Annotated in this window: 14 protein-coding genes and 1 riboswitch; of the genes, 4 read left to right on the forward strand and 10 right to left on the reverse strand. The window is 39.6% G+C overall.

What is annotated here, in order from left to right:
- The first annotated feature begins 268 nt into the window (after window positions 1-268).
- From IPU53_RS01455 to uraA, 3 genes are all read left to right on the forward strand, one after another.
- Window positions 269-595, forward strand: a complete 327-nt coding sequence (locus tag IPU53_RS01455; protein WP_207446698.1) for a winged helix-turn-helix transcriptional regulator — start codon at window positions 269-271, stop codon at window positions 593-595.
- Window positions 596-743: 148 nt separating this feature from the next.
- Window positions 744-1,973, forward strand: coding sequence for a peptidase T (gene pepT, locus IPU53_RS01460; protein ID WP_207446700.1), 1,230 nt, complete (start codon window positions 744-746; stop codon window positions 1,971-1,973).
- A 419-nt stretch (window positions 1,974-2,392) separates the two neighbouring features.
- The gene (gene uraA, locus IPU53_RS01465; RefSeq protein WP_207446702.1) at window positions 2,393-3,661 is read left to right on the forward strand and encodes a uracil permease; all 1,269 of its coding nucleotides are present in this window, start codon (window positions 2,393-2,395) and stop codon (window positions 3,659-3,661) included.
- A gap of 361 nt (window positions 3,662-4,022) precedes the next feature.
- Here uraA and queE read toward each other — a convergent pair whose 3' ends face one another.
- The 10 genes from queE to IPU53_RS01515 all read right to left on the reverse strand — a co-directional run bounded on the left by queE (window position 4,023) and on the right by IPU53_RS01515 (window position 15,239).
- Window positions 4,023-4,745 carry a 7-carboxy-7-deazaguanine synthase QueE gene (gene queE, locus IPU53_RS01470; protein ID WP_207446704.1) on the reverse strand — a complete coding sequence of 241 codons (723 nt, stop codon included), beginning with the start codon at window positions 4,743-4,745 and terminating at the stop codon, window positions 4,023-4,025.
- A complete protein-coding gene (queD, locus tag IPU53_RS01475) occupies window positions 4,745-5,179 on the reverse strand; it encodes a 6-carboxytetrahydropterin synthase QueD (protein ID WP_207446706.1) in 435 nt (144 codons plus the stop codon). The genes queE and queD overlap by 1 nt, the downstream gene beginning before the upstream one ends.
- Window positions 5,176-5,841 (reverse strand): 7-cyano-7-deazaguanine synthase QueC, encoded by a 666-nt coding sequence (gene queC / locus IPU53_RS01480; RefSeq protein ID WP_207446714.1) that lies wholly within the window; start codon window positions 5,839-5,841, stop codon window positions 5,176-5,178. The genes queD and queC overlap by 4 nt, the downstream gene beginning before the upstream one ends.
- Window positions 5,842-5,920: 79 nt before the next feature.
- Window positions 5,921-5,967: riboswitch (PreQ1 riboswitch) on the reverse strand.
- Between the two features lie 149 nt (window positions 5,968-6,116).
- Window positions 6,117-7,532, reverse strand: coding sequence for an NADP-dependent phosphogluconate dehydrogenase (gene gndA / locus IPU53_RS01485; RefSeq protein WP_207446716.1), 1,416 nt, complete (start codon window positions 7,530-7,532; stop codon window positions 6,117-6,119).
- Window positions 7,533-7,748: 216 nt separating this feature from the next.
- The gene (locus tag IPU53_RS01490) at window positions 7,749-8,972 is read right to left on the reverse strand and encodes a dicarboxylate/amino acid:cation symporter (RefSeq protein WP_207446718.1); all 1,224 of its coding nucleotides are present in this window, start codon (window positions 8,970-8,972) and stop codon (window positions 7,749-7,751) included.
- A gap of 124 nt (window positions 8,973-9,096) precedes the next feature.
- Window positions 9,097-10,563: a catalase KatA gene (gene katA / locus IPU53_RS01495; protein ID WP_207446727.1), complete on the reverse strand. Its 1,467-nt coding sequence runs from the start codon at window positions 10,561-10,563 to the stop codon at window positions 9,097-9,099.
- Between the two features lie 218 nt (window positions 10,564-10,781).
- Entirely contained in the window at window positions 10,782-11,630 is an 849-nt protein-coding gene (locus IPU53_RS01500) for a glycerophosphodiester phosphodiesterase (protein WP_242698002.1), read from the reverse strand.
- 174 nt (window positions 11,631-11,804) lie between these two features.
- Window positions 11,805-12,920, reverse strand: coding sequence for an NAD(P)/FAD-dependent oxidoreductase (locus IPU53_RS01505; protein WP_207446731.1), 1,116 nt, complete (start codon window positions 12,918-12,920; stop codon window positions 11,805-11,807).
- A 191-nt stretch (window positions 12,921-13,111) separates the two neighbouring features.
- Window positions 13,112-14,080, reverse strand: a complete 969-nt coding sequence (locus IPU53_RS01510; RefSeq protein ID WP_207446733.1) for a sugar phosphate isomerase/epimerase family protein — start codon at window positions 14,078-14,080, stop codon at window positions 13,112-13,114.
- A 136-nt stretch (window positions 14,081-14,216) separates the two neighbouring features.
- Window positions 14,217-15,239 (reverse strand): Gfo/Idh/MocA family protein, encoded by a 1,023-nt coding sequence (locus IPU53_RS01515; protein ID WP_207446735.1) that lies wholly within the window; start codon window positions 15,237-15,239, stop codon window positions 14,217-14,219.
- 184 nt (window positions 15,240-15,423) lie between these two features.
- Here IPU53_RS01515 and IPU53_RS01520 point away from each other — a divergent pair, with 184 nt between their 5' ends.
- Entirely contained in the window at window positions 15,424-16,509 is a 1,086-nt protein-coding gene (locus tag IPU53_RS01520; protein WP_278253220.1) for a LacI family DNA-binding transcriptional regulator, read from the forward strand.
- Window positions 16,510-16,653: the final 144 nt, after the last annotated feature.

Here is a 16,653-nt window from a genome sequence, read left to right on the forward strand (position 1 = left end):
CTGATTGTTAAGGATCAAAGGCTAAATTCGCAACATCCTGTTGCAACGCCTTTGTGACCTGCGTCCTGCAGGCCTGAACCAATCGGGCTTTTACGGGCAGTGTATCCCCCACCTATGCTTCTCCGTATTCTTTAATGCCTCGAGGTGGGGGTATTACTGCCCGTTAATGCGGGATAATAAGGACAAAGATGAGACTCCCATTACAAAAAAAGAAAATTATATCAGAAAGACAGATCATGATATATAATAATGATGTGAGGTGAACATAATGAATAATAATTTATGCCCTAGATTTGAAAAGGCAATGGGATTATTGGGACAACGCTGGACAGGTCTAATTATTTTCCAACTATTAAATGGTCCTCAACGTTTTTGTACAATTGAATCTTCTATGCCGATTAGTGCCAGAGTGTTATCAGAGAGACTAAAGGATTTAGAACACGAAGGAATTGTGAAAAGAAAAGTCTATCCTGAGACCCCAGTTAGAATCGAATATTCTTTGACAGATAAAGGAAAAGCCCTGCAACCATTAATGGCAGAGATCCAACGTTGGGCAGAGAATTGGCAAGAAATAGATCCAAATCAAAATTGTTAAAAGTCGGCTGTTTATTGCAAAACAGACGGCTTTTTTATTTTTTACAACAGACCCATTGCACTTTTGTTCTTTTTCTTGAAGATTTACTGTAAACTAAGAAGCATGGTAGCATTTACATGATGAGTTTCAAATAAAGGAGAGAAAATGGATGAAAAGTAAGATCATTGAACGTTTTTCAACCTACGTTAGAATAGACACACAATCAAATGAAAACAACAGCAATTGCCCATCCACTCCTGGACAACTTGAATTAGCCGAGTTATTAGTCGAGGAATTGAAGGAAATCGGGATGGAGGATGTGACCATGAATACGAATGGATATGTTATGGCCACACTTCCAGCAAATACGGATAAAATCGTCCCTGTGATCGGATTCTTAGCCCATGTTGATACAGCAACAGATTTTACCGGTGCTGGAGTAAACCCGCAAGTGATTATTGATTATGATGGGAAAGATATCCCTCTAAATGACAATATGGTACTATCACCAGACCACTTCCCCGCTCTAAAGAATTATATCGGGCATACGATGGTGACAACAGACGGGCGCACGCTGTTAGGTGCTGATAACAAGGCAGGGATTGCCGAAATTATGACGGCCATGTGTTATTTAATCGAACATCCTGAGATCAAACATGGAAAAATTCGTGTGGCCTTTACTCCTGACGAAGAAATTGGCCGTGGTCCGCATAAGTTTGATGTAAAAGCATTTGGCGCTGACTATGCCTACACGATGGATGGCGGCCCACTCGGGGAATTACAATTTGAGAGTTTTAATGCCGCAGCCTTAAAAATTTCATTTAAAGGGACTAATATCCATCCTGGAACTGCAAAAGGGACGATGGTGAATGCAAGTAAAATAGCCATGGAATTCCACCAAGCATTACCTGCTGGGCAGGCTCCGGAATTTACAGAAGACTATGAAGGCTTTTATCATCTCCTCTCTTTCAATGGTGATGTAGAATCAGCCAAATTGGATTATATTATTCGCGACTTTGATAAAAAGCAATTTGAGGCAAAAAAGTCCAGAATTGAAAAAATCGTTACCATGCTTACTGAAAAATATGGGAACGATCGGATCGAATATGAAATTAACGATCAATATTACAATATGAGAGACAAAATTGAACCTGTAATTGAAATTGTCGAAATTGCCTCAGATGCAATGAAAAATCTAGATATCGAACCGATTATTGCGCCGATTCGTGGTGGCACAGATGGTTCTCAGCTTTCTTATATGGGCTTGCCTACACCTAATATCTTTACAGGTGGTGAAAATTTCCATGGCCCGTATGAATTTATTTCTGTCGATAATATGGAAAAAGCCGTTCATGTGATTGTCGAGATGGCTAGACTTTATGAACAAAGAGCGAAGTAAATTATATTATTGCTTATGAATGAGGAATTGGGCAATGTAAAACCTTATGGAGACTTTCAATAAATTCGTTCAGTGGGAAGCTTACTGCCCGTTCATTCGGGATGAATAATGATTGACTTTTTCCTTCCCACCTGTAATAATACGTATGACAAATGAATCAGACCCTTTAAAACAGTCCTGTGAGGCTGACAAGGTGAACACACTTACCATAAGTGTAGATTTTTGCATATTTAACTGGACGATCATCCGACTATTATGCACCTTGCCAGTCATTAGGCGAGGTGCTTTTTATTGTACAAGCCCCCCAGCCTAATGGCGAAGTCTGTATTCATAAAATAGGGATTCTTTTGACTAAAACCAAAAGACAACTGATAATTTATCAGCTATTTGATCAAGATAATAAAGAGGAGAGATGTCGGATGAAACAACGAGAAATTCAAGTAGATGAACGTTTACCGCTTTTACAAAGCTTGCCATTAAGTTTCCAGCATTTATTCGCTATGTTTGGTTCCACTGTATTAGTACCACTATTATTTGGGATCAACCCAGCTATCATTTTATTAATGAACGGAATCGGAACGCTTATCTATATTTTTATAACAAAAGGAAAGATTCCTGCATACTTAGGATCAAGCTTTGCCTTTATCTCACCTGTTACCATAGTTCTCGCTAATTATAGTGGGCTTGACGGGTATGCCCATGCCCTTGGTGGCTTTCTCTTAGTTGGGATCGTGTTGTTGATTGTTGGAATTATCGTTAAATTTATTGGAACAGCATGGATCGATATTATTTTCCCACCTGCAGCAATGGGAGCAATTGTTGCTGTTATTGGATTGGAGCTTGTTCCAACGGCTGCTGATATGGCCGGACTCATCACAGCTCCAGATGTCTCACCTGATTCAAAAGTGATTATTGTCTCTCTCTTAACATTAGGCTTAACCGTTATTTACTGGGTAACCTTAAGAGGATTTCTAAAGATTATTCCGATCTTGCTCGGCATTGTATCTGGATATGTGATCGCAGCTTTCTTCGGATTAGTCGATTTTTCCCTTGTTAAGGAAGCCAAATGGTTTGCCTTACCAGAAGTTTACTCGATGAAAATAAATTGGGCGGATATGCTGATCATTTTACCAGCTGCCTTAGTTTTGCTACCAGAGCATATTGGACATCTGATTGTAACTGGTAATATCGTCAAAAAGGATATGATTAAAGACCCAGGGCTTGATCGATCTTTTATGGGGAACGGAATTTCCACTATTATATCCAGTTTTGTCGGAGCTACCCCTAATACGACGTATGGAGAAAATATTGGGGTCTTAGCCATCACAAAAGTGTATTCTACTTGGATCATTGGTGGGGCAGCAGTACTGGCTGTTATTCTCTCTTTCTGTGGAAAACTAGCAGCCTTAATCATGTCGATCCCAACACCAGTTATGGGAGGGATCTCCTTACTACTATTCGGAATCATTGCTGTGAGTGGCTTAAGAATGCTGGTTGAATCAAAGGTGGATTATAGTATTTCACAAAATCTCATTCTAACTTGTGTCGTTCTCGCTATTGGAATCAGTGGAGCGGCCATTAAAATGGGGTCAGTGGAATTAGCGGGGATGGGGCTGGCTACCGTTGTCGCCATCATCCTAAGTCTCTTCTTTAAAATACTTGAAAAGCTTAAGCTTTCAAATGATTAACTCCGATAACCCAGAAAGGACCTATCTAGGTTCTTTCTGGGTTTTTGTTTTACAAATATGTGAATGATTCTTATTAGCCATTAGAGTTATTCTATTCGTCATTATATGCTTTCTATTAGCCCCTCGGCACCCTATTAGCCGTTGAAGACTGTCTATTAGCCGTTGCACTCGGTCTATTAGCCATTGCCTTTTTCAAAGGCGATTTCGCACCTAAGATAGCTGTTTTGCTTAATTTAACGCCTTCTTTTTGCTATTAGCCGTTAGAAGAAGTCTATTAGCTGTTGTGCACACTCTATTAGCTGTTGAGGCCAATTTATTAGCTGTTAAAACCTTACTATTAGCCATTGACATGCTGCATAAGCTACACCCCGCGTTTATTTCCCCATAAATACGTATGTAATTGAGGCAAAACACGCACATTCTTTAATTCATTGCTTTTCATCACTTCATCTATGAGCCATTCATAACGTTCTAATAAATAGGAAAGTAATTGCCGATCATCAAGGTTGGAAAGATCATTATTTCCAACTTGTAAAAAGAAGCTTACATCTGGATAACGTTTATACAGATCACTGGCATATTCCAAATCTTGTTGATCAAACACAACAATTTTCAAACTAAAACTGCCTTTTTGCTCATTTTTCAGGGAATGAATAATTTGATCCAATGTTTCGAAATTCGTTTTCATTCCTGAACTCGGCGGTTTTGGTGATAAAGTGAGCTCATCAATCTTTGTAAACCATGATTGCCACCTGCTCCCCTGCGTTTCTAAGGCAATTCGCATCCCATGTCCATGTAGTAAGTCCACTACCTCGTCCATTTGCTTCAGTAATGCAGGATTTCCACCAGAAATGGTCACATGGCTAAAGGTATCACTCCCCTGCTTTTTCAAGGCCTGCCAAATCTCTTCTGGCTCCATCATCTGAATCTTTTCCTTTTCAGAACCATCCCATGTAAAAGCTGAATCACACCATGAACACGAATAATCACATCCTGCTGTCCGAATAAACATTGTTTTTTGTCCAATGACCATTCCTTCCCCTTGAATCGTCGGCCCAAAAATTTCGAGAACAGGTATCTTCATTAGTTCTCCCCCCTTTTGGGACGATAAATACAATAACTTGTGGGCGTTTCACGTAAAAAAACTTGCAGACAAATTGGAAGATTAGGAAGTGAATCTAAATATTGTTGCACGATTTCATAGATCGTGCGGGCCACGACTTCTGTTGTTGGAAATTGCAGGGCATTCTGATCGGAAAATGCCTGATCTTTATTAAGAGTTTCATGATCAAATCGTTTATGAACAATATCCTTGATTGACTTAAAGTTTACTAAAAAACCTGTATGATCTAATTCATCTCCTACGATCGTAATATTGGCAAAATACGTGTGCCCGTGTACCTGTTGGCATTTGCCCGCGTCCTCGTGTGGGATATAATGAGCTGCTGCAAAATGAAAATCCTTATTCAATTCATAGACATAAGCATGTGGGACAACTGGATAAATTTGTTGCATCATGTTGTTGCACCACCTTGTCGCCGTTTTTCATACTGCTCTAATCCTCGATTGCGTAACTGACATGCAGGGCACTCTCCACAACCACTTGCTTTGATTCCATTGTAACAAGTGAGCGTATGTTCCTTTACAAAATCGAAAGCTTCTAACTGGTCACTTAATTCCCAAACCTCTGATTTATCTCTCCACATGAGCGGTGTATGGATCACGAAGGTCTCGTCCATTGACAAATTAAGCGTCACATTTAGCGATTTAATAAATCCATCCCGACAATCCGGATATCCACTAAAATCTGTCTCACTTACTCCTGTAATAATATGTTTTGCATTAATTTGCTTAGCCAAAACGGCTGCAAAGGAAAGAAAAAGCAAATTTCTCCCAGGCACAAAGGTCGAAGGCAGTTCATTGTCTCCTTCCGTAATTTCCATATCATCTCTTGTTAATGCATTTGGTGCTAACTGATTCAACAGCGTCATATCTAGTTCATGTTGGTGGACATTGAGTTTCTTACAAATCTCCCTAGCACAATCCAGCTCAGCAATATGGCGTTGCCCATAGTGAAACGTAACAGCCTCGACATGTTCGAATTTTTTCAATGCCCAAAATAAACAGGTCGTGCTGTCTTGTCCACCACTAAATACAACAACTGCCTTACGATTATCCATTTTCATTCTCCTCCCTATTAGAGAAGAGATTCGGATATTACCATCAAAAAAAGACAACACCAAGTAAACGTATCGTCTCGTCTCCTTAGTTTTTTATAGAGGGATGGAATTACGAACCTCTTCTGCAACCATGCAGTTATTATTTTACATCTCTAGTGTATCATATTTTATATCTTTAAAGATTATTCGACAAATTTCGAGGGGTGCCTGGCACCTCAAAAAACAAAAACAAAAGCTCAGCCCTTACGCTAAGCTTTTGTTTATGGTTTTGGTTGTTACTCGCTCATCCATTCTGTATGGAAGACGCCTTCTTTATCGATACGCTGATATGTGTGTGCACCGAAATAATCACGTTGAGCTTGTAGAAGGTTAGCTGGTAGTGATTCTGTGCGATAGCTATCATAATAGGCAATGGCACTTGAGAAGGTCGGTACCGCGATTCCACGCTCAACAGCAACTGCGATCACTTTTCTCAATGCCCCTTGATAGTTTTCGACAATCTCTTTGAAGTATGGATCCAGCATCAGGTTGGCAAGTTCTGGATCACGATCATAGGCTTCTTTAATTTTTTGCAGGAATTGCGCGCGAATAATGCATCCACCTCTAAAGATCATCGCAATATCCCCATATTTCAGATCCCAGCCATATTCTTCTGCTGCTGCTCTCATTTGCGCAAATCCTTGTGCATAAGAACAGATTTTGCTCATATAAAGCGCTTTGCGAATCGCTTCAATTAGTTCATCTTTATCCCCATCGTATCCTACGGCTTCTGGGCCAGATAGCACTTTACTTGCAGCTACACGTTCTTCCTTCATCGCCGAAATACAACGAGCAAAGACAGATTCGGTGATCAGTGGAAGAGGTACACCTAAATCAAGAGCATCTTGGCTTGTCCATTTTCCTGTTCCCTTTTGCCCTGCTGTATCCAAGATCACATCGACAAGCGGCTTTCCTGTTTCTTCATCTTTCTTTGTAAAAATATCGGCCGTAATTTCAATTAAATAACTATCTAGCTCACCTTTATTCCATTCCGAAAATACTTCATGAAGTTCTTCAGCAGTTAAACCAAGTACATGTTTCATCATAAAGTAGGCTTCACAAATTAATTGCATATCGCCATATTCGATTCCATTATGGACCATTTTCACATAATGTCCTGCACCGTCAGCGCCAATATAGGTTGTACAAGGCTCCCCATCTACTTTCGCCGCAATGGCTTTTAGGATTGGTGCCACAAGCTCATATGCTTCTTTTTGTCCACCTGGCATAATTGAAGGCCCAGTTAATGCTCCTTCTTCTCCTCCAGAAACGCCTGTACCAATGAAATGCAGCCCCGCTTCACTTAATTCTTTATTACGACGGATTGTGTCTTTAAAATTCGTGTTTCCGCCATCAATCAAAATATCGCCTTTTTCTAAATGAGGCTTTAATGAGTCGATCGTAGCGTCTGTTCCTGGTCCCGCTTTGACCATCAATAAAATTTTCCTCGGCTTTTCTAAAGAATTGACAAACTCCTCAACCGAAAATGTACCCACCACATTTTTTCCTTCAGCCTCTTTTTTCAAAAAGTCCTCTGTCTTTTCCGGGCTACGATTAAAAACGGCCACAGAATAACCACGACTTTCAATATTCAGAGCTAAATTTTTGCCCATTACGGCCAAACCAATGACACCAATTTGCTGTTTTGACAATGTATTTTCCTCCTAAGCCTTATGTATAATATACTTCCATACAACTTTAACCTAATTTTATCATAGATTTCGGGGAAATCCGAAATTTTTCAGCTATAACATGCAAGGTGAAAGACTCTTACGTGTACATTTCATTATTTTATCGTTTACCTTTCATTCAAGCAAATAATCTCGCACCCAAAATTGGATGCGAGATTACCGCTAATTAGAATGGTCTTATGTTGAAATTGCTGGAGGATGATCGTTATTAAAATCTTGATCTTTACTTGTTCCTTCTACAACCACACATGCAGAAGAATCACCAACAATATTCACAGATGTCCGCAGCATATCTAGCAATCGGTCAATTCCAGCAACAAGAGCGATCCCTTCTAAGGGTAAATTGATCGCTGTCAGCACCATGGACAGCATCACTAATCCTGCCCCCGGAACTCCCGCTGTCCCGATAGATGCTAAGGTTCCCATTAAGATAACTGTTAAGATTTGTGTAAAGGACAGTGACTCATTGAAATATTGCGCAATAAACATCACGGTAATCCCTATATAAATCGCTGTTCCATCCATATTGATCGTCGCACCAAGTGGTAAGACGAAGCTACTTGTTTTTTTCGAAACACCTAAATTTTCTTGCGTATTTTTCATTGTAACTGGCAAGGTCCCCGAACTACTGCAAGTCGCAAAAGCCACTGATGCCGCTGGAAAGATCCCTTTTAAAAAATGCCATGGACTCATTTTCCCCAATGTCTTCACCGCAACGGTATAGGTAATAGCAACATGGACAATCACAGCAACAATCATCGCGACTATGACTTTAATAAGTGGAAGGAGAACAGAGATCCCATAAGCCCCAACAATCGGCGCCAATAAACCAAACACTCCAATCGGCACAAGTTTCATAATGATTCCAGTAATCTTATACATAATTTCAGCAAACCCTTCAAAAAAATCTTGAACAGGTTTCGCCTTTTTTCCAACTAATGTAATTCCGATGCCCACAAAAATAGCGAAGAAAATAATTTGCAAAACATTTGCTGTTGTTAAGGCTTCAATTGGATTGGTTGGAATGATGTTCAACAGGGTATCGATCACACCTTCTGATGTTGCGGCTTCAGCGGTCCCACCTTCTAAAACGACATCAGACCCTTTCCCAGGAGAAAAAATAAACCCCGCAAGTAAACCAAAGCAAATCGCGATCAAACTAGTCATAAGAAAATAAAGAATCGATTTTCCACCGATCGTGCCCAATTCTTTAATTCCTCCAGCTCCTGTTACCCCTACAATAATCGTCGACAAAATCAAAGGCACAATAATAAACTTAATAAGACGTAAGAATAAATCTCCAAGTGGCTGAACGGCAGAAGCCTTCTCACCAAACACAGCTCCTACAATCACAGCTAAGACAAATGCGATCAGAATTTGCAGAATGAACCCTTTTTTCATTAAATACACTCCCTCTCGCCATATAACGGCAACGCTTTCAATGTACCTCCTCTTGTACAATATATGAAGGGACAAAAAAAGAATGCCCCAAATCTATATCGGAACATTCTTTCTATGTTTCTTATTAAGATAATGCTTCTTCTTTCGGAACCTCTAAACCAAGTCCTTCTGCAACACGTGTACCATATTCAGGGTCAGCTTTGTAGAAATGACGGATCTGGCGAAGTTTAATCTCCTCTTTTTCTACTGGTTTCATCGCATTCACGACATTATCTACTAATCGTGTACGCTCTTCCTCTGTAAGCAAACGATAGAGATCACCAGCTTGCGTGTAATGATCATGGTGGTCATAAGCAACACTTTCTGCAACACCAGATACGGCAAATCCAGATTGTTTATTGTCTGCTGTTTCGGCAGGTCCTGATTGACTATTAGGTTCATAATAGACAGATCCTCCACCATTTGCATCAAATCTCATAGCTCCATCACGTTGATAGTTATTTACTTCATTTTTCGCTCGATTAATCGGCAACATCTGATGGTTGGTTCCGACACGATAACGATGAGCATCATGATAGGCAAATAAGCGTCCTTGCAGCATTTTATCAGGTGATGCCTCAATTCCTGGAACAAATGTGCCTGGTGAGAAGGTGGCTTGCTCTACTTCTGCAAAGTAGTTTTCAGGGTTCCGGTCTAATACCATTTCTCCTACTTCAATCAATGGATAATCCTTTTGCGACCAAACCTTTGTCACATCAAACGGATCAAAGCGATACGTGTTTGCATCCTCCATTGGCATGATTTGCACATATAGCTTCCATTTTGGAAAATCACCTTTTTCAATCGCATTGAACAGATCTTCAGTATGATAATCCGGATTTTCCCCTGCTAACTTTTCAGCTAACTTCACATCAAGATTTTTAACACCTTGCTCTGTTTTAAAGTGGTATTTCACCCAAACGGCTTCACCTTGCGCGTTGACCCATTTAAAAGTATGGCTGCCATAGCCATTCATATGGCGGAATGTTGCAGGAATGCCACGATCAGACATAAGTATTGACACTTGATGCAATGACTCCGGCGATAATGACCAGAAATCCCAAACCGCTGTTGGATTCTTCAAATGTGTTTGTGGATCTCTTTTTTGTGTATGAATAAAATCAGGAAATTTAATCGCATCACGGATGAAGAAAACAGGTGTATTATTTCCAACTAAATCATAATTTCCTTCTTCCGTATAAAATTTTACAGCGAAACCTCGTGGATCGCGAACAGTATCAGCTGATCCCAACTCACCCGCTACAGTTGAGAAGCGAATAAACATCGGTGTTCTTTTTCCAACTTCTGATAGAAAATCAGCCTTCGTGTATTGAGAAATATCATTGGTTACTTGAAAATAACCATGAGCCCCTGCCCCTTTCGCATGAACCACTCGTTCAGGGATTCTTTCCCGATTAAAATGTGCTAGTTTTTCTAACAAGTGAACATCTTGTATTAGTACTGGACCGCGTGCTCCAGCTGTCATTGAATTCTGATTATCTCCTACGGGAGAACCCCAACTAGTCGTTAAGTTTTTACGTTCATTACTCATATTATCCCGCCTTTAATTCATTTTCATTAGACTATATTTAATATAATAACAGATACCAAGTAAAAATCAATACTTATTTATAATTATTTTAATTAAGATTCCTTCTCTTTCTAATTAGGAATATATGTATGTCCCTTTGGAAAAATGATAGAAAAAAAATGAAGTAAACTCAAAAAATGCACCTCCTTAGGTGCATTCTATTTTCTATATGATTATAATTAATTCATTTCCTCTCCCGCTGTACGGGAATCCACGATCCATTTTGTATAATCAGTTATAATTCCATCTACCCCCAGGTTCAAGGCCTTCTGCATTTTCCTTGGATCACGAATGGTCCAAGCCATCACCTTTTTATCTCTTTTATGGATTTCCTCCACATCTCTTTGTCGCAAGTAGCGAATGTTATAATTCACATAGGTTGCATAATCGGCAATGTCATCTAACTGTTGACTTGAAAGTGGATGTTCCGTTCTTGACACAAGGACAGCCACTGGAATTTTTGGAAGTAATTCATGCATTTTTTTCATTGATTCGAAATTCACAGATTGAATGATAACATTATTCGTATTATTATATTGTTCAATAAGATCAGCTAGAATTTGCTCAATTCCTGTATTCGCCTCTGGTTCCTTAATTTCAATAATAATCCCTATTTGATGAAGCATAGTGTCCAATAACTCCTCAAGCGTAATAATTCTTTCCCCTTTAAAAGAAGCATTGAATTTACTTCCCGCGTCTAGTTCCTTTAATTCTTCTAATGTAAAATTTCGAACATATCCAGAACCATTGGTTGTTCGATTTACTTTATCATCATGAATAATGACAAGCTGATCATCTTTTGATAAATGAATGTCAAGCTCGATATAATCCATTCCATGATCAACAGCCTTCTGAAAAGCCGCCATAGTATTCTCAGGAGCATAACCAGAAGCTCCACGGTGAGCAACACTTATCGTTCCTTGCAATTCAAAACTGGTATTTGGCTTTTCTGTAAAACCGATTAGGAGAGTAAGACTTGCAATTCCGATGATTGCAAGCATATATGCCTTAAGTGCTCTTGGTGTCATTCTCAATAAAACTCCCCCTGTTCTGCATCTTCATTGTAAGCGTTTACTAATTATATTGTAACACATTTTTCGCCAAAATGCTCCACTTCTTCAATAAATTCCCTTACAAACAATGCCTATTTTTCTATGACAATATCTTGGAGCTAGTCTTAAAAGGGCCTAAGGAAGACCCGCTTAGTTTAGTGCATTTACCACAGAATAATGTTCTAATGAAATATCTATCTCTTCGTTTAGTACCAGTTTTGCTAGCTGAGCACCAAGATATGGTCCCACTGTTAAACCGCTTGAGCCAAGACCGTTTGCAAGGTAAATCCCTTCATAATCAGGAAGCGCTCCGATGATAGGTAAAAATCCGGGCGTGAAAGGGCGAAATCCAACCTTCACATCAAGAAAGTCAGTTTTAGACAGACCAGGCGCTACGTCCATAGCCTTTTCAAAAATTTCATACATTCCCGATACAGTAGGAGCTACATCAAAACCTGTATTGTTTTCATGCGTAACCCCTACAGCGATTCTACCATCAGCGAAAGGAACAATATAATGAACGCCCGGAGGCATAATCACAGGCCAATCCCTTGTGCTTTGATCCTTTACCTGCATATGTATAATTTGGCCTTTTTGAAAGTAAACATTCATTCGAATGTTTAGCGGTTCAAATAACTCCTTTGCCCAAGCACCATTTGTCACCAACGCTGTATCACACGAAAATTCCCTTTCATCTACACGAACACCAACTACTTTTTTTCCACTCACCTGTAAACAGGCATCTCCTTGTACAATCGTAGCGCCATTTCTCTCTGCCGCCCGCAATAACGCATCGCGAATAGCCCCACCATCGACTCGTGCTGCTCCACTTACATATACAGCTCCATATCCATCAGCAAGCGGGGGAAAGATTTTTTTTGCGTCTTCCGATGTTAAGAGCTGTACATCTCCGATTTCTGGCGCATCCTTTCGTCGCTCAATGGCCCTTATTTCCATTGCCTGTAATTTTTTTTGATCTCTATGTATACTAAGAGCGCCAACCCGAGCATAACCCGTATTCGTTTCTCCAGCATTTTCGAGTTCTGCCATTAGCTTAGGATAATAAGCCGCTCCAGACTTAGCCAACTGATACCATGCTTGATTCCGACGCTGAGATAACCATGGGCATACAATTCCAGCTGCTGCCTGTGTCGCTTGTCCCTTGTCGTTCCGATCAATGACTGTTACATCGGCTCCCGATTTAGCTAAATGGTACGCTGTAGAGGCCCCCAGAATTCCAGCACCGATGACCATATACCTTGCCATAAAAACATCCCCTTTGTCGGATTTATTTTAAGTTATTTTTGAATGAAATACCAATAATAACAGGTGCCTGGCACACCCCGAATTTTGTCAGGTACTGTCGAACGAAAAAATGGGCCGGACTCTTTTCTTATTAAGAGTCTGGCCCGCTTTTCATTTTAAGAAGGGATTACTCGCCCTTTTCTATACTACTATTACGCCCACCACATCTCAGCAGGTTGTTCTCTAATTAAGACGGATTGCAGATTGCTAACTGCGCGTTGGAATCCCTCTTCAATAGACATAAGTGGATCTTCGTGTTCAATTGAAACAACATAGTCATAACCATATAAACGGAGAGCACTCATCATGTCAGACCATTCTTTCACATCATGACCACAGCCAACCGAGCGGAATGTCCATGCTCTTGTTTGCAGTTTGTCATAGGGTTGCATATCTAAATAACCATGCATGTTCAGATTATCTGGATCAATGTAAGTATCTTTTGCATGGAAATGATGAATGGCGTTTTTCTCGCCAAGAATTTTGATGGCAGCCACTGAATCAATCCCTTGCCACCACATATGACTTGGGTCAAGGTTTGCGCCAATTGCGTCGGAAGTATTTTCTCTCAATTTCAATAAGGTATATGGGGAGTGAACAAGGAAACCGCCATGAAGCTCTATACCGATTTTCACGTTATGTTCTTCCGCATAAGTACCAATTTCTTTCCAATATGGAATAAGCTTTTCTTCCCACTGCCAGTTATAGACATCCAAATGTTCTGGTGGCCATGCAACTGTAGGCCAATTCGGTTGTTTTGCCCCTTCATGATCACCAGCTGTTCCTGAAAAAGTATTCACAACAGGTACATTCATTAATGATGCCAATTTAATCGTTTTTCTCAACGTTTCATCTGCTTTTTTTGCAACTTCTTTATCCGGATGAATTGGGTTATTATGGCAGCTGAACGCACTGATCGTTAAACCACGTGATTCCACCTGATGCAAGTAATCTTTCCGTTTTTCCTCACTTTCAAGTAAGGCATCCATGTCACAGTGTGCATTTCCAGGATACCCACCTGTCCCAATTTCCACCGCATCTAGACCAGATGCCTTGACATGATCAAGCATTTCTTCGAAAGATTTTTCTGCAAAAAGTACTGTAAACACTCCAAGTTTCATACCTACAGTCACCTATCCCTTCTGTTATTAGGCTGTTCAAAAGGTCGGTAAAAATGCCATTCGGTCCTTTTTATCCTCTTCTTTGAACAACACTTTATTAATTGTTTGAACACAGTCTCATTTTAACGCTTCTTCTCTATATTTGCACAATTTTCTTTGTTTCACTAGATTCTAATGCTGCTAATACAACCTTTAAGGATTTCATGCCTTCTTCTCCATTAATCGGTGGTTCCGTATCCTTCACAATACTATCAACAAAATGATCAATAACCTTTGTACTGGATTGCCCACCATCTTCATTGGATTGGATTTTTCCAAGATCAAAGTTCTCTGTTTCTCCACCAACATGATGAACAATCAGCGAATGTTCAGGATCATCCTCTAATCGTAATACGGCCTTTTCTCCATAAATAATCGTCGCATTATCTTCTTTCCCGTAAGCCCAGCTTGCGGCTAACGTCCCGATAATACCGGTCTCTGATTTTAAAATACAAACAGCATTATCATCAACAGTACTATTTTCTTTCGCACCTGACTCCACAAAAGAACCTACTTCTACAAACTCTTCTCCTAATAAATAACGCATAAGGTCTGTTTTATGGACACCGAGATCTCCCATTGCGCCAATAAAGGCCTCTTCTTTTCTAAAAAACCAACTATCTTTTCCATCAATCCCCCATCCTTCTGGTCCAGGATGGCCAAAAGCTGTACGGAAGCTATAAATTTTCCCTACCTCACCATTGGCTATGAGTTCTCTCGCCTTTTCGTGGGAAGCAACAAAACGTTGATTATGACCAATCATTAACTTCTTGCCATTCTTTTCTGCTGCTTGAATCATATCTAAAGCTTCCTTCTCAGAAGTAGCCATTGGTTTTTCGCATAGGACGTGGTTTCCTGCTTCTAATGCCGCAATACTAATTGGTGCATGCAAATAATTTGGCGTACAAACAGAGACAATATCTAGTTCAACCTCACTAAGCATCTCCTCATAATTGGTGAAAGCTTGACCACCATATTCCCCTGCCATCTTATTAGCTCTTTCTTCTACGATATCACAGACAGCGACAATCTCAACTTGATCATTCATTGCGTATTCTGGTAGATGACGGAATTTCGCGATACTTCCACACCCCACTACTCCAACTTTTAATTTACTCATATATATTCTCCTTTTCTATGAAATATAAAATTCACTTTGAACAGGTCTTCGCATGTAAAAACCCATGCATTTAAATCTAGTTAACTAGCAATAAGAAATCGAGAGAGCGTTTTCCTCCAACTCTAAGAATCCCCTTACATCTTACTATCATTTAATTCGGGATAATTTATACCTTTTAATAGGATTGTACCATATCCTTTCCCATTTCGGAATAGAAACGTTTCGAAAAATTACTTGTAAAATATTCAAACAAATTATAGAGTATAATCAAGGAATACATTGGAGTTGGAGGAAAAACGGTATGGTAAGTATTAAAGATATCGCTAAAAAGGCTGGCGTATCTATTTCAACGGTCTCCTATGCTTTAAATGGAAGTCCGAAGGTAACAGAAAAGACAAGTAAAAAAATACTTGAGATTGCCAAAGAACTAAATTATGTTCCTAATGCTGCTGCTCGAACTTTAAAAAACCGCGCATCCAACATTATCGGCGCATTTATGCCTGATTATGGTGGCCCTTTTTTCGGAGATTTACTAAGAGGTATGCGAAAAACATTTAATCAACATGGCTACGATCTCATTGCCTGTACAGGAAAGGAATCTCATCGTTTCCTTCCTGAAGGGATTATTGATGGAGCCGTTATATTAGATTGGAATTTTCCAGATGAAGAAATTTTACGCTATGCAGAATTAGGAAATAAAATTGTCGTACTTGACCGGGAGTTACATCATTCCAATATCGAACTTGTCCTCCTTGACAATCAAACCGGAACTGAATTAGCAATAAACTACTTAATCGAGAACAAACAACAAAATCTTATTCTACTTACAGGACCTGGTGGAAATTTCGACTCACAGCAAAGACTTCAAGCCGCCGTAGCTATTTTACAAAAACACCCTTCGATCAACTATACAATCTACTCTGGGGATTTTAGCCAATCATTTGGAAAAGACATTGTGAATGAGATTGTCGAGAAATCGATGACACCAACGGCCATCTTTTCTTTCAATGATACGATGGCAGTTGGTCTCTATCAAGGATTTAAAAAAACCTCGTATAAAATCGGCCAAGATATACAAATTATTGGTTTTGATAATACAGAGGTTGCTCAATATCTCCAGCCCCCTCTTACAACGATTAATTATTCTAAAGATGAGTGGGGATCGATGGCAGCAGAGCAATTAATTCAATTATTAAATGGAAAAACAACGCAGCCACATACCATACCTGTTTGTTTATTAGAACGAGAATCTGTTAGAACAAACAAATAGAAATCTTATACAGAGGCTGGGACAAAAGTGTCTTCACCAAATAAAAAACCGAACTACTATGGTATATATCCTATGCTCCTGGAAATATGCTTCTCTAAGGTGATGCATTGTTCATCATTGGAGCTTAGCACTTTAGTTATGTCT

The organism is Bacillus sp. SD088 (assembly GCF_017355205.1).
Classification (GTDB): Bacteria; Bacillota; Bacilli; order Bacillales; family Bacillaceae_C; genus Lederbergia.